This window comes from Allobosea sp. FBZP-16 (assembly GCF_002831785.1).
Taxonomy (GTDB): domain Bacteria; phylum Pseudomonadota; class Alphaproteobacteria; order Rhizobiales; family Beijerinckiaceae; genus Allobosea; species Allobosea lupini.
Window position 1 is genome coordinate 169913 of sequence record NZ_LNCQ01000059.1, and the last position, 19207, is coordinate 189119.

Below are 19207 nucleotides of genomic sequence, written 5' to 3' on the forward strand. Positions count from 1 at the left end.
CCAGCTCCGGTGCCACCGCTTCCCCGATCCCTGCCTTGGCCAGCTTCTCCGGCAAAGGCCCGCCGGTCGCCCAGTCGAGCAGTTCGGCGGTGTGCAGGATCGGCGTCGTCGCGCCGCGGTCGGCAAAGCCCTTCGCGATCTGGGTGATGCAGCCGATATTGCCGGTGGCGACGAGGTCCGGCCTGGTGCGCTGGATGTTGCCGACCTTGCGCTCACGCAGCTGCCCGGCGATCTCCGGCTGGAGGATATTGTAGACGCCGGCTGAGCCGCAGCAGATATGGCCCTCCGGCACCTCCTTGACCCGGAAGCCGGCCAGCGCCAGCAGGCGCTTCGGCCCGTCCTTGAGCTGCTGGCCGTGTTGCATCGAGCAGGCGGAGTGGTAGGCGACGGTCAGGTCGAAGCTGCGGACCGGCGCGATCTCCAGCGTCTCGACGAACTCAGTCACGTCCTTGGCGAGGCCGGCGACTTTCGCCGCCTTGTCGGCATAGGCCGGCTCATTGCGGAACATGAAGCCGTAATCCTTGATCGTGGTGCCGCAGCCCGACGCCGTGATCAGGATCGCATCGAGACCTTCGCCCTCGATCTCGGCCATCCAGACGTCGATATTGGCGCGGGCGAAGGCGAGCGCGTCATGCTCGCGGCCCATATGGTGGACGAGCGCGCCGCAGCAGCCCTCGCCCTTGGGCAGTATCACCTCGACGCCATGTCGGGTCAGCAGGCGGATCGTCGCCTCGTTGATGCCGGGATCGAGCACCGGCTGGGCGCAGCCCGAGAGAATGGCGACGCGCCTGCGACGCTCGCCCTCGGCCGGGAAGGAAGCTGGCCCTTCCATCGAAGAGCGATCGGGCAGGCTCCAGGGCGCCAGCGCCAGCATTGCCTTCAGCCGATCGCCGACGACAGGCAGCGACCCGAGCACGCCCGCCAGCGGCTTGCCAAGCCGCGCCGCCAGCATGGCGAGACGGAAGCGGCCGGGATAGGGCAGGATCGCCGACAGGATCGCACGCAACGTCCGGTCGACGACGGGCCGTTCATAGGTCTCCTCGATATGGGCGCGGGCATGGTCGACCAGGTGCATGTAGTGCACGCCCGAGGGGCAGGTCGTCATGCAGGACAGGCAGGAGAGGCAGCGGTCGACATGCTTGACCACGTCCGGCGTCGCCGGCTTGCCGCTCTCCAGCATGTCCTTGATCTGGTAGATGCGCCCGCGCGGCGAATCGAGCTCGTCGCCGAGCAGGAGATAGGTCGGGCAGGTCGCGGTGCAGAACCCGCAATGCACGCAGGTGCGCAGGATCTTCTCGGAGGCCGGAAGACGCGGGTCGGAGGCGAGAAGCTCGGGCGTGAAGTTGGTCTGCATGATCCTACACCGTCATGCTCGGCCTTGTGCCGAGCATCCACGTCTTGAACACCGCCTTCGCGAAAGGAAGACGTGGATGGTCGGGACAAGCCCGACCATGACGACGACACGCCATCTCACACCCCCGCATACATCCGGCCAGGCTCGAACACGCCCTCCGGATCGAAGCTCTTCTTGATGCCCGCCGTCACCCGCATCAGCGGCTCGGAGAGCGGCTCGAAGACGGGAACGGCCGCCCGCACCGCATCGGGCGCCCGCACCAGCGTGGCATGGCCGCCGAGCGGCTTCAGCGCGGTGCGGATCGCTGCCGCTCCGGCATCGCCGTCGGCTGCCACGGCGAGCCAGATCAGGCCGCCGCCCCAATCGTAGAACCAGCGCGCGCCGGGTACCATGCGCGCGATCGCGGCGGTCGCTTTCGGCCCGTTGGTCGGTGCAAGCGATAGCCGCCAGACGGCCTCCGGCGTGCCGGCGAAGAAGGCTGCATCCCTGACCTCGCGCCAGAGCGCTTCCGAGGCGCGGCCCTCGATCAGCTGCGGCCGGCCGTAGCCTTTGAGCAGGCGCGCGAGCTCGGCGGCGCGGTAGCTGATCGAGGCGGAGAAGTTCTCAAGCCTGAGCAGCGTGCGCGCGTGCTCCGCGCCGACGCCGGCCGGCAGATGCGCCGCAGCCATCGGCTCGAAGGGCGAGCCGAGCGCCCCCGACAGCAGCGCCACTGCGCCCTCGTCGGCGAGGTCCTCCCAGATCAGGGTGACGATGCGCTCCGGCCGCGGCAGCACGCGGAAAGTCACTTCGGTCAGGAAGCCGAGCGTGCCGAAGCTGCCGGAGACGAGTTTGACCAGGTCGAGGCCGGTCACGTTCTTCATCACCCGCCCGCCGGATTTTACCAGCTCGCCACGGCCATTGATCAGCTTGATGCCGATCAGGGAGTCGCGGGCGGCGCCGGCATTGATCCGGCGCGGGCCCGAGATGTTGCCGGCCGCGATCGCGCCGATGGTCGGCTCGCCCTCCGTGCCGAACAATGCGCGATGATCCATCGGCTCGAAGGGTAGCATCTGGCCGCGGCTTGCCAGCGTCTCCTCGATCAGCTTCAGCGGCGTGCCGGCTTTTGCGCCGATCACCATCTCAGAGGGTTCGTACAAGGTGATGCCGGTGAGTTCGGCGCTCGAAATCGTGCTGACGGCGTTGTCCGGCCGGCCGAGACCGGAACGGGTGCCGCCGCCGCGGATGGCGAGCGGAACGCGCGCCTCGATGATAGAGGCGACGACGGCGCAGGCCTGCGCCTCTGTGGTGGGTGTGTGGAGCATCAGGCCGCGATCCGCCCTTCCAGCGGGAAAACCTTCGCCGGGTTCATCAGCCAGCGCGGATCGAACACGGCCCTGACCCGTTGCTGCTGGTGCAGATCGGCCTCGTTGAACTGGACCGTCATCAGGTCGCGCTTCTCGATGCCGACGCCGTGCTCGCCGGTCAGGCAGCCGCCGACCTCGACGCAGAGCTTGAGGATGTCGTTGCCGGCGTCCTCCGCCTTCTGAGCCTCGATCGGGTCGTTGCAGTTGTAGAGGATCAGCGGGTGGAGATTGCCGTCGCCGGCGTGGAAGACATTGGCGACGCGCAGCCCATAGCCCTTGATGATCTCGTCCATGCGCTCGAGCACGAAGGGCAATTGCCCGGTCGGGATCGTGCCATCCATGCAGATATAGTCGGCAATGCGGCCGGTGGCGCCGAAGGCGGATTTGCGGCCCTTCCAGATCGCCGCCGTCTCCATCGCCGACTTGCTCTCCTTGACCGTGCCGACGCCGTGCTCCCGGGCGATCGCGACGATGCGGGCGAGCTGGGCATCCATCTCGGCCTCCGAGCCCTCGACCTCGATGATCAGCAGCGCGCCGCAATCCATCGGATAGCCGGCATGGGCGAAGGCCTCGCAGATCTCGATCGCCGGCTTGTCCATGAACTCCATCGCCACAGGAATGATGCCGGCGCCGATGATGGCGGCGACCGCCGCACCGGCCTCGACGCTGGTCGGGAAGCCGAACAGGACGGGCCGCGCGCCTTCCGCCGAGCGCAGGATACGCACCGTCGCTTCGGTGACGATGCCGAGCTGGCCTTCCGAGCCGACGATCAGGCCGAGCAGGTCGTAGCCAGGGGCGTCGAGGTGACCACCGCCGATCTCGACGATGCTCCCATCCAGCATGACCAGGGTGACCCCCAGCACATTATTGGTGGTGACGCCGTACTTCAGGCAATGGGCGCCGCCCGAGTTCATCCCGATATTGCCGCCGATCGAGCAGGCGAGCTGCGAGGACGGGTCGGGCGCGTAGAAGAAGCCGTCTGCCGAGACGGCGCCGGTGACGGCGAGATTGGTGACGCCGGCCTGCACCTTCGCCACCCGGTTGGCGTAGTCGATCTCCAGGATGCGGTTCATCTTGGAGACGCCGATCACCACCGCGTCCTCCTGCGGGATCGCGCCGCCGGCGAGCGAGGTGCCGGCGCCGCGCGGCACCACCGGCACGCCCTGTTCGGAGCAGTAGCGCAGCACCGCCGCGACCTCCCGCGTGGTCGAGGGCAGCACGACCGCGAGCGGCATGCGGCGATAGGCGGTCAGCGCGTCCGTCTCATAGGGACGCCGCTCGTCCTCGGAGGTGATCAGCGCGTCGGGCGCGACCAGTTTGGCGAGGCCCGAGATTATCGCGTCGCGGCGGGCGAGGATGCCGGCATCGGGCGCCGGAAAGGCGATCGCACTCATGACACTTCGTCCTCACCCTCTCCGGTTCTCGCGCGACTCTAGAATACTTCCACAGGGGATGCAGCGGGGCTAACGTGCATGATTATTTCCAAAACGGAAAAGATGGTGGACGCATGGACAGATTCGGCGACCTCGACGTCTTCGCCCATGTCGTCACCGCCAGGAGCATGTCCGCCGCCGCACGCGAACTCAATCTCTCGCCGGCCGTCATCTCCAAGCGCATCCGCCGCCTGGAGGACCGGCTCGGCGTGCGCCTGCTCCAGCGCACCACCCGGCAACTCTCGCTGACAGAGGCCGGCCAGGGCTTCTATGAGCGCGTCGTCTCGATCCTCGGCTCGATCGAGGAGGCGGAGGCCTGGGTCGCCAGCGGCACAGGGCAGGCCCGCGGCACCCTGCGCGTCTCGGCGCCGACCTCGTTCGGGCGGATGCATGTCGCGCCGCATCTCAAGCCCTTCCTCGACGCCAACCAGGCGGTGAATGTCGAGCTGATCCTCAGCGACGCCTTCGTCGACATCGTCGCCGACGGCTTCGACGTCGCGATCCGGATCGCAGACTTGCGCGATTCCAGCCTGGTGGCGAAGCGGCTGGCGCCGAACCACCGCGTGCTTTGCGCGACGCCGGGCTACCTCACCGCCCGCGGCATCCCCGGGACGATCGAAGACCTCGCGCGCCACACCCTCATCGCACACAATGCCGACCAATGGCGTCTCGACGGACCGGAGGGCCAGGTGTCGGTCAAGATCAACGGCCAGCTGCGCACCAATTCCAGCGAAGTCGTGCGCGAGGCTCTATTGGCGGGCGTCGGCATCGCACTGCGCTCGACCTGGGATGTCGGGCGGGAGCTGAAATCGGGCGCCCTGGCGCGGGTGCTGCCGGCCTATTCGGTTGGCAAGCGCGTCGCGGTCTACGCGGTCTATCCGAGCCGCCGGCACATGGAGCACAAGGTCCGCGCCTTCGTCGATTATCTCGCCGAGCTTTACGGGGCGACTCCGTACTGGGATGAAGGATTGGCGTTGTAGAAAGCGCTTGCGCCGGGAGGATCGTGGCCGCCAATATCATCGTTAATATTGGCCGGAGCGCCTCTATCCTTTCCATGCCGCAACGGAATTGATGCCCATGACGGATTGTCTCAGCTCGCGTTTCGTCGCTTTGGGTTGTGCCACCCTGCTTTCTGCTGCCGCGGCGACATCGGCAGCCGCACAGATTCGGATCGACAGGGACCAGACCGGGCGCGTCGTCGCGATCACCGGCCTGCCGACCGGCTCAGGCTGTGTCCGCGGCACAGGCACGGGGCAGGTCGTCGACCGCGCGGTCGAGAAGGGCGAGCTGCAAGGCTTCACATTCAACGAGCCCCCCTATGACGACAGCTACATCAATCTGCCCGCGGCCTACGACATCAGGGATCGCGCAGCCTATGCCCGTCTGCAGCCCGCGTTCGACGACCTGTTCCGCAAGGGTGCCCGCCTCAAGATCAGGTCTGTCGCGTGCGGAGCGGCCGGCCGGATCGTCAAACTGGTGTCGGCCACGCTCGTCGACGGTCCCCCGGCGCCAAAGGCAGTGGCTGTCCCGGCTCCAGCTCCGGTTCCCGCTCCCCCCACACCCGTTGCTCCGCAGCCAGCTCCCGTCGCGGCCGAGCCTGTCGATGCCCTGCTGCGATCCCCCGACAGCCCCGCAAAGCCAGCCGAGGTCCCGAAGGTCGACGTGCCACCCGCTGCTGGCGTCAGCCAGCCGAAGCATGCGGCCGAGCAGCCACCGGCTGCGGCGAGCGAACCAAAGCCGGCGGCGGAAACTCCGCCGGCCGCTCCGCGCAAGCCCTCGCGCTGGCGGCTGACTCAGCCGACGAAAGTCCAGGTCGACATCTCGATCAGCTCGAATGACCGGGCTTTCAGCCTCTCGATCAGCTGCAGCAAGGGTTCAAAGGGTGGCGTTGACATCAGCAACTGGTTCCTGCCGCCCGGCAACTGGTCGATCTCGAACTCGCCGACGCCGGTCTCGATCGACGGGCGCCCGCAGCGCTGGGAAGTCGGAGGCGCGGACGAGGGCCTCGTGTTCAGCGATGGCGAATTCAATGGCATGGCGACGCTTTCGCCCGGCGCGCGCGACCAGCTCGCACGCGGCCAGCGCTTCGTCGTGAGCGGCCGCATGGATCGCGGCGGCAGGCCGCGCGAGGCCGTGTTCGACATATCCAACAGCGAAGAGGTTTTCGCCGCCTTCGATGCGCGCTGCCGGGCGTTCCGTCGCTGAGATCCTGCTCATGGCTGGTGACCCTGCGAGGGCGAGTGCCGTCGCAGCGGCCCGCGAATGATGCGCCTGGCCGGATTGCGCCGCCGTGCTTGCCCCAGGCGGCGGTCCGGTCTAACCCGCTCGGACATCGATCAGCATTGACTTACCGAGTTCCCCGCCATGTCCGCCGACAAGTCCGCCCCTGCCAAGCTGAAGGCCCGCCAGCCGCGCGGTTTCGTCGATCGCGGCCCGGCCGATGTCGCCGCTACCGAGCGCATGCTCGCCGTGATCCGCGAGAGCTTCTCGCTCTACGGCTTCGATCCGGTCGAGACGCCCTTCGTCGAATACACAGACGCGCTCGGCAAATTCCTGCCGGACCAGGATCGGCCCAACGAGGGCGTCTTCTCCTTCCAGGACGATGACGAGCAGTGGCTCTCGCTGCGCTATGACCTGACGGCGCCGCTCGCCCGCTATGTCGCCGAGAATTACGACGCGCTGCCAAAACCCTATCGCAGCTACCGCGCCGGCTATGTCTTCCGCAATGAGAAGCCGGGCCCGGGCCGCTTCCGCCAGTTCATGCAGTTCGATGCCGATATCGTCGGCAGTGGTACGGTCGCCGGCGATGCCGAGATCTGCATGCTCGCCGCCGACACGATGGAGAAGCTCGGCATCAAGCGCGGCGACTATGTCGTCAAGGTCAACAACCGCAAGGTGCTCGACGGCGTGATGGACGCCGTCGAGATCGCTCACGACAAGCGCCTCACTGTGCTCCGTGCGATCGATAAGGCCGACAAGTTCCCGCCGGAAGAGGTGCGCAAGCTGCTTCTCGACGGGCGCAAGGACGAGAGCGGCGACTTCACTAAGGGCGCCGGGCTCACCGAGCGCCAGGCCGACGCTGTGCTTGCGGTAGTGGCCTGCAAGGACGTGGCGAAGCTCAAGGCGACGCTCAACGATATCACCGGCGTCACGGGCGGCGTCTACGAAGGCCCTGAGAGGTTGCGCAGCCTGCCTTATGACGACGCGATCAATGAGATGGTCGAGCAGTTCGAGCCGCTCCTGCGGGCTGCTGGCTACCTTGAGGACCGGATTCGCTTCGACTTCTCCGTTGTCCGCGGGCTCGAGTATTACACCGGCGCCGTCTACGAGGTGGAGCTCACTTTCCCGGTCACGAATGATGACGGCCAGGTGGTGCGCTTCGGCTCGGTCGCGGGTGGCGGGCGCTATGACGGGCTCGTTGGCCGCTTCCGGCCTGAGCCGGTGCCGGCGACCGGCTTCTCGATCGGCGTCTCGCGTCTGTTCGCTGCCCTGAAGGCGATCCGCTCACCCATCGTCGATGCACGCGCCGAACTCCCGCTCGTGATCGTCACCGCGATGGACAACAAGACCATGGCGCACATGCCCAAATATCAGTCGATGGTCTCTGAGCTGCGACGTGCCGTCGATCCCGCGGGAAAGCCCGTGATGCGCGCCGATCTCTATCTGGGCTCCTCCGGCTTCAACGCCCAGATGAAATATGCCGACCGCCGCGGTGCCGTCTGCGCTGTCATTCAAGGTTCCTCCGAGCGCGAGGCCGGCACGGTGGTGATCAAGGACCTGATCCTCGGCGCCGAACTCGCCGCAGCGGGCCGCGACGTCAAGGACTCGGCCGAGCACAAGGAGCGCCAGGCGCAGGCGCAATTCTCCGTGCCGAAGGGCGAACTGGTCGAAGGGGTGAAGCGGGTGTTGGCGCGGTATTCATAAGGCGTCATGCTCGGGCTTGACCCGAGCATCTCAGGACCAGAAGGCTCCCATTCCACGCTGACCGCCGCGAGGGAGCCGATGCACCAGCCTTCCTTCGTCTACATCATGACGAACAAGCCACGTGGCACGCTGTACATCGGCGTGACGGCGGAACTTGCTCGTCGCGTATCGGAGCATCGGCTGCTCCAGGGACGTAGCTTCACCGCACGATATAACCTCGACAAGCTCGTCTGGTACGAGCCACACGAGACAATCGAGCTGGCGATCCAGCGCGAGACGAGCTTGAAGCGTTACGGACGAAGTTGGAAAATCGAGCTGGTCGAGAAGGACAACCCGAATTGGAACGATCTGTTCGAGCGCATTCTTTGAGTGTTGTGTCCTTCGCCGCGCGTCGGGAGCCCTTTCCGGCCTGAGATTCTCGGGTCTGCGCTTCGCTCCGCCCGAGAATGACGGAAGCACTCCCCAGATTCCCGTTCACCCAATTCCCTAAAAACCGTCGAAAATCGGCGGCGTCCCTGCTAGGACGGCGCCGCAACAGGGTTTTTGTAAAGTGCCGGCCATGCGCTCAAAGCTCGAGACCGTGATCGCGCCGTTCGAGCGCGAGGGCTACAGGCGCGCCGAGCCGGCGATCCTGCAGCCCGTCGAGCCCTTCCTCGACCTCTCCGGCGAGGATATCCGCCGTCGCATCTTCCTGACGCAGGACGATGACGGGCGCGAATGGTGCCTGCGGCCGGAATACACCATCCCGGTCGCGCTGGCCCATATCGCCGCCCATGCCAGCGAGCCGGCGTCCTATGCCTATGCCGGACCGGTCTTCCGCATGCGCGGCGCCAACGAGCCGAGCGAATTCGCTCAGGCCGGCCTCGAATCCTTCGGCCGCACCGATTTCGCCGCGGCTGATGCCGAGATCATGGCGCTGACCGTCGAAGCCGCCGCCGCGCTCGGCCTGACCCGGCCGCGCCTGCTGATGGGCGATGTCGCGCTGCTCACCGCGCTGCTCGACCGGCTCGGCGTGCCGCAGGCGGCCCGTCGCCGGCTGATGCGCGCCGTGGCGCAGGGCAAGGGCGCCGATGCCGTCGCCGCGCTCGAGCCGCCCACGAACGAGGTCGAGCATGCCCATGCCGGCCTGCTCAAGGCGCTGGAGGGGCAGGACCCCAAGGCGGCGCGCGCCTTCGTCGAGGATGTACTCTCGATCGCTGGCATCTCGACTGTCGGTGGCCGCTCGGCCGGCGACATCGCCGAGCGCTTCCTGGCGCGGGCCGCCGAGCGCGACAATCCGGTCAATGGCGAGGCGAGCGCCGTGATCGCGCATGCGCTGGCGATCGGCGGCGATCCGGACGGCGCCTCCGCCGCCTTCCGTGAGCTTGCCGGCGAGGCCGGGCTCGATCTCTCCGCCGCGCTCGACGCCTTCGACGAGCGCACCGGCTTCCTCGCCGCACGCGGCGTCGATGTCGGCAGCATCTCCTTCTCGGCCGGCTTCGCCCGCAATCTCGACTACTACACCGGCTTCATCTTCGAATTGCACGATCCGGCTCGGCCGGATCTGAAGCCGATCGCCGGCGGTGGCCGCTATGACGGCGTGCTGCAGCGCCTCGGCGCGCCCGCGCCGGTGCCGGCCGTCGGCGCCTCGCTCTGGCTCGATCGTCTCGCGGGGGGCAAGGCATGAGCGGGACGGACAAGATGACCAACGATGCGCCGCTGGTTCTCGCAGTGCCCTCCAAGGGCCGGCTGCAGGAGAACGCCACCGCCTTCTTCGGCCGCGCCGGCCTCTCCTTCGTTCAGGCACGCGGCCAGCGCGAGTACCGCGGCCAGATCGCCGGTCTCGGCGGGGCCGAGGTCGCCTATCTCTCGGCCTCCGAGATCGTCGCGCAGCTTTCGTCCGGCTCCGCTCATCTCGGCATCACCGGCGAGGACCTCGTGCGCGAGCAGGTCGCCGATGCCGATGCCAGCATGGTCATGCTGGCGCCGCTGGGCTTCGGCCAGGCCAATGTCGTCGTCGCCGTGCCGCAGGCCTGGATCGATGTGCGCACCATGGCCGATCTCGACGACGTCGCCGCGACCATGCGCGCCCGCACCGGCCGTAAGCTGCGCGTCGCCACCAAATACGTGAACCTGACCCGGCGCTTCTTCGCCAATCACGGCCTCGCCGACTACCGCATCGTCGAGAGCCTGGGCGCGACCGAGGGAGCTCCGGCCGCAGGCACCGCCGAGATCGTCGTCGACATCACCACCACAGGCGCGACGCTGACGGCGAATGCGCTGAAGGTGCTGGACGACGGCGTGATCCTGGCCTCGGAGGCCAATCTCGTCGCATCCGTACGTGCGCCATGGGGCAAGCAGGCGCGCGATGCCGCCGCCGCCATCCTGTCGCGCATCGCGGCCGAGGAGGAGGCGCGCTCGGTGCGCGAGGTCCGCGCCGTGCTCAACGCCGTCTCGCCGCAGCGGCTCGGCGAGATCGCGCATCGGCTCGGCGCGCGCCTGCCTTTCGGCACCGCCAGTGGTGATGGAGTCGTCACCTTGCACTGCCCGCGCAAGGCGGTGTTCCCGCTAGTCGAGGAGCTGAGCAAGGCCGGTGCCGACGACATCACCGTAAGGGCGCTCGACTATGTCTTCCGCCGTTCCAACCCGCTGATCGAGCGGCTGCTGGCGAGAATCTGACGCGCTTTCCGTTCGGCTGGTAACAGCCGAACGAACAGAATTCGCGCAAACTCAAAGACGAACATGTTCTCATCGCAAAAGTGGTGCCCACTTTTGCGGAACATGTTCAGACGCCGGATTCCCGACGCAATGTCCGGGTAGTTCGGCCGGGCGAGGCGATTTCGGTGCAAGGCGTGCCAAAAGCGGTGGGATCGAGACTTGCGCTCGCCACCACGATCGGTGCAGTGGAAAGTATCGGGTTCTCCTACGGGCTGTCGCTCTTTCCAATCGGGGTCTGGACCAGTTGAATACGCAGTCGCGCCTTGGCCTCCTGGCCGCTCTCGCTCTCTCCCTGTCGCCGGTTCTGGTGAGCGATGCGCTCGCACAGCGTCGCCAGCAGATGCCGTCTCGTAGTGAGCAGCCGCAGGACGCTCCGCCGCCGAAGCAGGAGAAGAATTTTCCGTTCGACGCCTCCTGGACGGCGACCCAGCTGAACGGCAAGCCGATCAACAGCTTCAAGGCAACGCTGAAGGTCGATTCCAATCTGCGTGGCACCGGCTTTGCCGGCTGCAACACCTTTTCGGCCTCGGCCTATCCGCTGCGCCAGCAGGGCTTCGCCGTCGGCCCGATCGCGGTGACCAAGGCCGCCTGCGACAAGAGCGTCGCGGATTTCGAGCGCAGCTATCTGATGGCGCTGCGCACCGCACGGCAATGGGACCTGGTCGAAGGCCGTCTCGTCATCAAGACGGGTGCCGGCGAAATCCGCTTCGACCGCGGTATCTGAGGCGGCACCCGCCCTTCTCCTCTTGCGAGAAGGTGGCCCGAAGGGCCGGATGAGGGTTTGCCCAGGTTGGGAGGGGGCCGCCTCCACACGACGCACGGCCAGCGACCTGCGTTGCGAGACCCCTCATCTTCACCCTATCCCACCAGGGGAGAGGGACAGGTCGCTGTGGTTACCTCGCCTCCGCCATGGCCTTCGCCTTCGGGCTGAAGGTGCCGTCGGCGTTCTTTTCCATCGCGACCAGCCCGTCGTGCAAAGCGCGCAATGTCGAGCGGTGACCGATCGAGACGATGCTGGTCTGCGGCAGTTCGCGCCGGATCATCGCATAGATCTCGTTCTCGAGCGTCTCGTCGAGCGAGGCGGTCGCTTCGTCGAGGAAGAGCCAGTCGGGCTTGGCCAGCAGCGCACGGGCCACCGCGAGCCGCTGCTGCTCGCCGCCTGAGAGGCGCTGGCCCCAGAGGTCGACCTCATCGAGCCTATCAGTGAGATGACCGAGCTTGACCTTCTCCATGGCTGCCCGGATGTTGGCATCGCTGAAGGCGTTCGGCTCTGCGGGGTAGGACAGCACCGACCGCAGGGACCCCTGCGGCAAATAGGGCCGCTGCGGCAATAGCAACATGGTCTGGCCGGCGGGCGCCGCTACCTTGCCCTTGCCGAAGGGCCAGATGCCGGCAAGCGCCCGGAACAGGGTCGACTTGCCGGAGCCCGAGGGACCGACGACCAGCGTCGAATGACCCGCAGGCAGGGTCAGGTCGGATGCGTTCACGATCGGCTGGCCATTCGGCAGGGTGAGCGACAGCGTCTCGATCGTCGTGTCCGTGCCGGCCGTCTGCGCGATGTCGATCCCGGCGTCTGCGCCGCCGGCGCCCCGCGCTTCCGCCTGGGCGATCGCAGCCTCGAAGGTGGTGAGGCGGTTGATCGAGGCGACATAGGAGGCGATCGACTGGTAGCGGTCGATGAAGAACGACATCGCCGTCTGCACCCGGTCGAAGGCCGAGGCGACCTGGGTCATGATGCCGAGCGTGATCTTGCCCGAGAAGTAATGCGGCGCGAGCAGGATGTAGGGCACGACGACATTGGCTTGCGCGAAGGACAGGGTGAAGGTCGTCAGCCGCACCCGCGCCCAGACCAGCCGGTAGAAGTTCTGGACGATGTCGCCGAAGCGTTCGGTGAGGTGGCGCTGCTCGGAGGTCTCGCCGCGCATCAGGGCGATCTGCTCGGAATATTCGCGCAGGCGGGCCAGCGAATAGCGGAAATTCGCCTCGCGCCGCTCCTGTTCGAACTCCAGGCCGATCATCGGCCGGCCGATGAGATGGGCGATCCAGGTCGCGGCGACCGAATAGATCAGCGCCATCCAGAAGATGAAGCCGGGAATGCTGATCTCGGTCCCCGGCACGACGCTGGCAACCGGGATCGACCAGAGGATGATCGAGAACGAGACCAGCGTCGATACCTGCGTCAGCAGCGGCAGGGCGAAGCTGTAGGTCTGGTTGACGAAGGCGCGCGTGTCTTCGGCGATACGCTGGTCGGGGTTGTCGGCGGTGTGGGCGAGCGAGACCCGGTAGTGATTGGCGTTGCGCAGCCAGGCCGCGCTGAAGCTCTCCGCCATCCAGCGGCGCCAGCGGATCAGGAGCGTGTAGTTGGCGATCATCTCGATCAGGTTGGAGATGACGAATATCGCGGCCCAGACGCTGAAGACGTAGATCAGCTGATACCAGAAGGTCGCCGCGTCCTTCTCCTGGATCGCGTTGTAGAAATCGCGGTTGAAGAAGGAAAGGCGCAGCGAGATGCCGACCTGGATCTGGTTGAGCACCACGAGGAAGACCAGCAGCGCGATGCCGAGGCGGCCCGTGCCGATCGAGAAGGGCTTCACCGGCCAGAGCTGCGCCGTGGTCGCTTCCGGCGCCTCGAAATAGGGCGAAGCCAGCCGGGCGATGCGCCGGATCGCCGGGATGAACGAGATCGCATAGACGAGGATGCCGAAGACGGCGATCGTCGTCGGCAGGCTCGCCGGCGGTGCAATCGCCTGCCAGCCGGCCGGCCAGAAGCCGACTTGCGCCAGCACCGCGCCGGCACCGGTCGCGACGTATTCCACCGCGAAGATGACCGAGAAGATTTTCAGGAAGGTGCTGATCTCGGTAGCCCGGAACGTGGCGAATGCCAGCAGCAGGCCGACGGCGCCGAGGCCGAGGATGCCGTGGCTGCCGCTTTGCTGGCCGACCACGAGCGCGATCACGGCAAGCGCGGCGACGGCGAAACTCAACAGGCGCATGGCATCGTCCTTGTCGGGGAATCAGCGCGGGAGACGCGCTGCCTAGTAGAAAGCGTTGTAGATCAGCCCTGCGCACAAAAAAGGCCCGGCTCAAGTCCGGGCCGCGCTTTTTCAGCGTTTTGTGATGGGCTTCAGTCCTTGTCGACCGAATAGGCGCCTGCGCCGGCCGCGAACAGCACGAGGAAGCCGCCGGCCACGGCAAGGTTCTTCATGAACAGGAGCTGCTGCATCGGCTGTGCCCAGTTCATGTGGAACAGCACCGAGGCCACGATGGTGAAGGCGAACAGGGCGAGGGCGACGAGGCGGGTCTTGAAGCCGACGACGATCATCAGGCCGCCGATCAGCTCGACGATGATGACGAGTGGCAGCAGGATGCCGGGCACGCCGGCCGAGGCCATGTAAGCTTGCGTGCCGGCATAGCCGCTGATCTTGGACCAGCCGGCGAGCACGAACATCAGGGCGAGCAGGATGCGGCCGATCAGCTTGGCGGCATCGCCCAAAGCAGGGTTGTTCATGAAAGGGACCCCCGAAAGCAGAGCGCGGCAGGATGCCGCACCAGCTGCGATCTAGGGCCTACAACCAAAGTCGATGCAAGCGCGTGGCTTCACATGCCTGTGCAAAGTCGAGCCGCCTAGGCAGCTACTCGCTTGCCGGCCTGCCCGGACGCGCGCGCTTCACCTATCGCTTCGGCGATCGAGGCGCGCACGGCCTCCCAGCTCAACGAAAACACGTGGAAGCCCTGGTCGGAGATCCGCTCTTCCGAGAAATCCTTCATCACCCGCTGGATCAGCAGGTTGAGATCCTTACGGCAGCCGTGCAGCGTCGCAAGGTCATCTGCCTCCTGCGCCCGCGACGCGATGTCGATCAGCTTGTCATTGTAGGCGCTGACCCGAACCTTGCGCCGGTTGCGGATCTGCAGCCGCAGCATCATCACGCCGGAATACGCGATGGTCAGCATCGAGATCATGAAGGTGATCTCATCGCGATAGCGCACCAGAAGGAACGGCCTGGCGCCGTCGTAATAGGCTTTTGCGCCGGCATGGATCGCCACGGACGGGCCGTTCTGTGCCGGCCGCGCGATACCCGCGGCGAGTGGTGTCCGGAAGGCGAGACGCAACTGCTCTTCGAACAGGATCCGTGTCAGTTCCTCGACGGCGGCGTCCGGCACTTTGACGCCCGCTACAAGATTGATTCCGATCGCCAGCGTCGGCGTGTCCTGCTCGGGGACTGGCGGATATCCCTGATAGGTCCCCTGGCTGATGCTGCTTTCGCTGACATAGGGCTTCACCAGTTTGATCGCTGAGGCCTGCTCGACCGGCACGAAGAAGAGCCCGTCGCCGCGTTGCTGCAGGCGCCGCATGACCTCGACAGTGGCGGGATCGCGTAGTGCCCTGACGAAGGCGATCGCGTCGATCTCGCCGCGCTCCAGTGCTGCGAAGTTGTCGTTGACGGGGCCGGCGCTGACCTTGATCTCGGCCAATGGCAGGTCGTGATGCTGCGCGAGTGCGAAGAAGTTCTGATTGCCCGAGGTGCCTTCCGGCGGAAGGGCGAGGCGCTTGCCGGCAAGATCCCGCAGGCTCCGGATGCCGGACGAGCGGCGCGCGATCAGCTGGAAATGTTCGCGCGCAACGACTGCGACGGCCCTGACGGTCGGCGCGGTCATGATGTCGGCCTGCACCGAGGCGAGGGCCGCCTTGCCGTCGGCAACCAGGCGCGCATTCGTCGCCGAGCCGTCGGTATGTACGATCTCGAGGCGGATGGTCTTCGACTGCGTCGCGACAAGATCGCGGACCTCGCCCATCAGCTGATCGACATTGCCGCCCTTTCCGCCAACTGCGACCGACAGGATGGTGGGCGGGGCGTCTCGGAAGGCGTACCAGCCGCTCGCGGCCGCGGCCGCTACCGCCAGGAAGCCGATCATGGCGTAGACGCCGACAATCACAGCAGACCGCCGAACCATTGATGATCTCCGCTCCGCCCGTCGCGCGGGTATGCCTCATTGTGGCGCGCGATGGCGAAAGGCCGGCCCGACTCACGGGGAGCGGGATAGTCGTGCGATGTCTGCAGTTGGAAGAACCTTGCGGCAGCTGGCAAGATTGTCCGGGTCGATATCGCCAGGATCTTGGGTGATGTGACGAAAAAGGCCCGGCTTGCGCCGGGCCTTCCATAGTTGAGCCTGGTGGCCTGGATCAGAAGTCCATGCCGCCACCGAAACCGGGCTTGCCCGGTTTCGGCAGTTAATGTCTGGGGCGTCTGGACTTCCTCAGAAGTCCATGCCGCCCATGCCGCCGCCGCCCATCGGGGGCATCGGGGCGTCCTTCTTCGGCGTCTCGGCGATCATCGCCTCGGTGGTGATCAGCAGGCCGGCGATCGAAGCCGCGTCCTGGATCGCCGTGCGCACGACCTTGGTCGGGTCGATGATGCCGGCCTTGACCAGATCGCCGTACTCGCCGGTCTGGGCGTTGTAGCCCCAGGCGTAGTCCTTCGACTCCAGCAGCTTGCCGATCACGACCGCGCCGTCACCGCCGGCGTTGTCGACGATCTGGCGGGCCGGAGCAGCGATCGCCTTGCGGACGATCTCGACGCCGGTCTTCTGGTCGTCGTTCTGGGTCTTGATCGACTTGACCGAGTTCAGGGCGCGCAGCAGGGCGACGCCGCCGCCCGGCAGGATGCCTTCTTCCACCGCAGCGCGGGTGGCGTTCAGGGCATCGTCGACGCGATCCTTCTTCTCCTTGACCTCGACCTCGGTCGCGCCGCCGACGCGGATGACCGCGACGCCGCCGGCGAGCTTGGCCAGACGCTCCTGGAGCTTCTCACGGTCGTAGTCCGAGGTGGTCTCCTCGATCTGCGCCTTGATCTGCGCAACGCGGCCCTCGATGTCCTTCTTCTTGCCGGCGCCGTCGATAATCGTGGTGTTCTCCTTCTCGATGCGCACCTTCTTGGCGCGGCCGAGCATCTGGAGCGTCACGGTCTCGAGCTTGATGCCGAGGTCTTCCGAGATCATCTGACCGGCGGTCAGGATCGAGATGTCCTCGAGCATGGCCTTGCGACGATCACCGAAGCCCGGAGCCTTGACGGCTGCGACCTTCAGGCCGCCACGGAGCTTGTTGACGACGAGCGTGGCCAGAGCCTCGCCCTCGACGTCCTCGGCGATGATCAGCAGCGGCTTGCCGGTCTGCACGACGGCCTCGAGGATCGGCAGCATCGCCTGGAGCGACGACAGCTTCTTCTCGAAGATGAGGATGTAGGGGTCCTCGAGCTCGGCGACCATCTTCTCGGCGTTGGTGATGAAGTAGGGCGAGAGATAGCCACGGTCGAACTGCATGCCCTCGACGACGTCGAGCTCGGTCTCGGCGGTCTTGGCTTCCTCGACGGTGATGACACCCTCGTTGCCGACCTTCTGCATCGCGGTCGAGATCATCTTGCCGACCGACTCGTCGCCGTTCGCCGAGATGGTGCCGACCTGCGCGACTTCCGCGTTCGAGGTGACCTTCTTCGAGTTCTTCTTGAGGTCGGCGACGATGGCCTCGACGGCCAGGTCGATGCCGCGCTTCAGGTCCATCGGGTTCATGCCGGCCGCAACCGACTTGGCGCCTTCACGGACGATCGCCTGGGCGAGCACGGTGGCGGTGGTGGTGCCGTCGCCGGCATGGTCGTTCTGGCGCGAAGCGACTTCGCGGACCATCTGAGCGCCCATGTTCTCGAACTTGTCGGCGAGCTCGATCTCCTTGGCGACGGTGACGCCGTCCTTGGTGATGCGCGGGGCGCCGAACGACTTCTCGATCACGACATTGCGGCCCTTGGGACCCAGCGTGACCTTCACGGCATTGGCGAGGATGTCCACGCCGCGCAGCATCTTGTCGCGGGCGTCGGTGGAAAAGCGAACTTCTTTGGCAGCCATGAGACTACTCCTGATTGAACTCTACGGACGGGTGGGCGCCTGGCTGCTCAGCCGACGATGCCCATGATGTCGGATTCCTTCATGATCAGGAGATCCTGGCCGTCGATCTTGACCTCGGTGCCGCTCCACTTGCCGAAGAGGACGCGATCGCCCTTCTTGACATCGAGAGCAACCAGCTTGCCGGCGTCGTCGCGGGCGCCGGGGCCGACTGCGACGATCTCGCCTTCCTGGGGCTTTTCCTTGGCGGTATCGGGGATGATGATGCCACCCTTGGTCTTCTCTTCGCCATCAAGGCGACGGACCACAACGCGGTCATGCAGCGGACGGAACTTCATGGTTCTGTCTTCCTCTCGGTCTTATTCTGGACGGGCTCGAATTTGCCCGTGAAAGGGGTCTGTTAGCAGTCTCACCGAGTGAGTGCTAACCGACGTGGCGGAGATAGGCCCGAGGGCTGCCGGAGTCAAGGAATCCGCTGCGTAAAAGGTGAACGCGATGACTGCCGCCATCTGCCCTGCTGCGGCCGGACACTAAACCCGCTATCGTGGCGGGATGACGACGCCAGTCCCTGATCTCCCTCTCGACGACATCGCCCGTTCCTGTGTGGTGCTGCATGTCCGCATGACGGCACGCGCCGTCACCCGCGCCTATGACGAGGCGATGCGGCCGAGTGGCTTGAAGATCACCCAGTTCGTTCTGCTCTCGGCGCTTTCGACCGGCGCCTGGCGCTCCGTCACCGAGCTCGCCGACCGCTTCGCGCTGGAGCGGACCTCGCTGACGCGCAACCTGCAACTGCTTGCCGCCGAGAAGCTGATCGAGCCGGTCGACTGCAAGGGCAGGGCGCTGACATATGCCGTGACGCAGAAGGGCCGCGCCGCGATCGAGGCGGCGATCCCTTACTGGCGCGCGGCGCAGGACAGGATCGAGGGCGGGCTCGGCCAGGAACGCTGGAGCGAGACGCGCGACAGTCTCAAGGCAATCCGGCGGGCGGCGAGGGAAGTCGGCTGATCTCGCACCGGCCGGCTTGACCGCTATCCCGCTCCATCTCTATCGTGCATCTACACGATAGAGATGGAGTGCAGCCGTGTCCCGTGAGGTCGGAGTCGTCAGTCGTGATGTCCTGCTGGCGGAGGACGGCGCATCCTTCCTGCGCGGGATGATCGAGGGACGCCATCCCGGCCCGCCCTTCGCCGATGCGATGGATTTAGACATCGCCGAGGTCGAGGAGGGCCGGGTGGTCTTCGTCGGCACGCCCTCGCCGCGCTTCTTCAACCCGCTCGGGACGATCCACGGCGGCTGGACGGCGACGATCCTCGATTCCGCCATGGCCTGCGCCGTGCATTCGACGCTGCGGGTCGGCGAGGGCTACACCACGCTGGAGATGAAGCTGAACTATGTCCGCCCGGTCATGCCTGCCAGCGGCCCGGTGCGCTGCGAGGGCAGGCTGATCCATCGTGGCGGTTCGGTCGCGACCAGTGAAGGCAAGCTGGTCGACGCAGCAGGCAAGCTGTTGGCGCACGGCACCGAAACCTGCATGATCTTCGGCAGCAAGCGCTGAATGTTGC

The 19207-nt window shown here is 66.3% G+C and carries 17 protein-coding genes; 9 read left to right on the forward strand and 8 right to left on the reverse strand.

Going from position 1 to position 19207, the window contains the following annotated elements; all coding sequences use genetic code 11:
- From glcF to CXY91_RS29450, 3 genes are all read right to left on the reverse strand, one after another.
- The coding region (gene glcF, locus CXY91_RS29440) for a glycolate oxidase subunit GlcF (protein ID WP_100965491.1) at positions 1-1354 on the reverse strand (1354 nt) is incomplete at its 3' end.
- A 116-nt stretch (positions 1355-1470) separates the two neighbouring features.
- Positions 1471-2658, reverse strand: coding sequence for an FAD-binding protein (locus CXY91_RS29445; protein ID WP_100965518.1), 1188 nt, complete (start codon positions 2656-2658; stop codon positions 1471-1473).
- Positions 2655-4091 (reverse strand): FAD-binding oxidoreductase, encoded by a 1437-nt coding sequence (locus tag CXY91_RS29450; protein ID WP_100965492.1) that lies wholly within the window; start codon positions 4089-4091, stop codon positions 2655-2657. The genes CXY91_RS29445 and CXY91_RS29450 overlap by 4 nt, the downstream gene beginning before the upstream one ends.
- Positions 4092-4204: 113 nt before the next feature.
- On the opposite strand from CXY91_RS29450, the gene CXY91_RS29455 reads away from it, so the two are divergent.
- From CXY91_RS29455 to CXY91_RS29490, 7 genes are all read left to right on the forward strand, one after another.
- A complete protein-coding gene (locus tag CXY91_RS29455) occupies positions 4205-5110 on the forward strand; it encodes a LysR family transcriptional regulator (protein WP_100965493.1) in 906 nt (301 codons plus the stop codon).
- Positions 5111-5207: 97 nt separating this feature from the next.
- Entirely contained in the window at positions 5208-6335 is a 1128-nt protein-coding gene (locus tag CXY91_RS30465) for a hypothetical protein (protein ID WP_158673659.1), read from the forward strand.
- 159 nt (positions 6336-6494) lie between these two features.
- Positions 6495-8054: a histidine--tRNA ligase gene (hisS, locus tag CXY91_RS29470; protein WP_100965496.1), complete on the forward strand. Its 1560-nt coding sequence runs from the start codon at positions 6495-6497 to the stop codon at positions 8052-8054.
- 6 nt (positions 8055-8060) lie between these two features.
- A complete protein-coding gene (locus CXY91_RS29475; protein WP_248307680.1) occupies positions 8061-8423 on the forward strand; it encodes a GIY-YIG nuclease family protein in 363 nt (120 codons plus the stop codon).
- Between the two features lie 190 nt (positions 8424-8613).
- Positions 8614-9720, forward strand: a complete 1107-nt coding sequence (locus tag CXY91_RS29480) for an ATP phosphoribosyltransferase regulatory subunit (protein WP_100965498.1) — start codon at positions 8614-8616, stop codon at positions 9718-9720.
- On the forward strand, positions 9717-10712 hold the full coding sequence (hisG, locus tag CXY91_RS29485; protein WP_248307681.1) for an ATP phosphoribosyltransferase: 996 nt from the start codon (positions 9717-9719) through the stop codon (positions 10710-10712). The genes CXY91_RS29480 and hisG overlap by 4 nt, the downstream gene beginning before the upstream one ends.
- A 283-nt stretch (positions 10713-10995) precedes the next feature.
- Entirely contained in the window at positions 10996-11475 is a 480-nt protein-coding gene (locus tag CXY91_RS29490; protein ID WP_091831274.1) for an META domain-containing protein, read from the forward strand.
- A 169-nt stretch (positions 11476-11644) separates the two neighbouring features.
- On the opposite strand, the gene CXY91_RS29495 is transcribed toward CXY91_RS29490, so the two are convergent.
- From CXY91_RS29495 to groES, 5 genes are all read right to left on the reverse strand, one after another.
- Positions 11645-13744 (reverse strand): ABC transporter ATP-binding protein/permease, encoded by a 2100-nt coding sequence (locus CXY91_RS29495; protein WP_100965499.1) that lies wholly within the window; start codon positions 13742-13744, stop codon positions 11645-11647.
- Positions 13745-13875: 131 nt separating this feature from the next.
- Positions 13876-14310 (reverse strand): DoxX family protein, encoded by a 435-nt coding sequence (locus CXY91_RS29500; RefSeq protein ID WP_349236612.1) that lies wholly within the window; start codon positions 14308-14310, stop codon positions 13876-13878.
- A 65-nt stretch (positions 14311-14375) separates the two neighbouring features.
- Positions 14376-15704 (reverse strand): TAXI family TRAP transporter solute-binding subunit, encoded by a 1329-nt coding sequence (locus tag CXY91_RS29505; RefSeq protein ID WP_091831268.1) that lies wholly within the window; start codon positions 15702-15704, stop codon positions 14376-14378.
- Positions 15705-16007: 303 nt separating this feature from the next.
- Positions 16008-17645, reverse strand: coding sequence for a chaperonin GroEL (gene groL, locus CXY91_RS29510; protein ID WP_091831266.1), 1638 nt, complete (start codon positions 17643-17645; stop codon positions 16008-16010).
- Positions 17646-17692: 47 nt separating this feature from the next.
- A complete protein-coding gene (gene groES / locus CXY91_RS29515; protein ID WP_091831264.1) occupies positions 17693-17980 on the reverse strand; it encodes a co-chaperone GroES in 288 nt (95 codons plus the stop codon).
- 214 nt (positions 17981-18194) lie between these two features.
- Between groES and CXY91_RS29520 the strand changes: the two genes are divergently transcribed.
- The gene (locus CXY91_RS29520; protein ID WP_158673660.1) at positions 18195-18650 is read left to right on the forward strand and encodes a MarR family winged helix-turn-helix transcriptional regulator; all 456 of its coding nucleotides are present in this window, start codon (positions 18195-18197) and stop codon (positions 18648-18650) included.
- A 76-nt stretch (positions 18651-18726) separates the two neighbouring features.
- Positions 18727-19200, forward strand: coding sequence for a PaaI family thioesterase (locus CXY91_RS29525; protein ID WP_248307682.1), 474 nt, complete (start codon positions 18727-18729; stop codon positions 19198-19200).
- Positions 19201-19207 lie beyond the last annotated feature (7 nt).

Coding starts and splice junctions, on each gene's coding strand:
- CXY91_RS29450 (WP_100965492.1), bottom strand. CDS start 4,091: ATGAGTGCGATCGCCTTTCCGGCGCCCGATGCCGGCATCCTCGCCCGC.
- CXY91_RS29455 (WP_100965493.1), top strand. CDS start 4,205: ATGGACAGATTCGGCGACCTCGACGTCTTCGCCCATGTCGTCACCGCC.
- CXY91_RS30465 (WP_158673659.1), top strand. CDS start 5,208: ATGACGGATTGTCTCAGCTCGCGTTTCGTCGCTTTGGGTTGTGCCACC.
- hisS (WP_100965496.1), top strand. CDS start 6,495: ATGTCCGCCGACAAGTCCGCCCCTGCCAAGCTGAAGGCCCGCCAGCCG.
- CXY91_RS29475 (WP_248307680.1), top strand. CDS start 8,061: ATGCTCGGGCTTGACCCGAGCATCTCAGGACCAGAAGGCTCCCATTCC.
- CXY91_RS29480 (WP_100965498.1), top strand. CDS start 8,614: ATGCGCTCAAAGCTCGAGACCGTGATCGCGCCGTTCGAGCGCGAGGGC.
- hisG (WP_248307681.1), top strand. CDS start 9,717: ATGAGCGGGACGGACAAGATGACCAACGATGCGCCGCTGGTTCTCGCA.
- CXY91_RS29495 (WP_100965499.1), bottom strand. CDS start 13,744: ATGCGCCTGTTGAGTTTCGCCGTCGCCGCGCTTGCCGTGATCGCGCTC.
- CXY91_RS29505 (WP_091831268.1), bottom strand. CDS start 15,704: ATGGTTCGGCGGTCTGCTGTGATTGTCGGCGTCTACGCCATGATCGGC.
- groL (WP_091831266.1), bottom strand. CDS start 17,645: ATGGCTGCCAAAGAAGTTCGCTTTTCCACCGACGCCCGCGACAAGATG.
- groES (WP_091831264.1), bottom strand. CDS start 17,980: ATGAAGTTCCGTCCGCTGCATGACCGCGTTGTGGTCCGTCGCCTTGAT.
- CXY91_RS29520 (WP_158673660.1), top strand. CDS start 18,195: ATGACGACGCCAGTCCCTGATCTCCCTCTCGACGACATCGCCCGTTCC.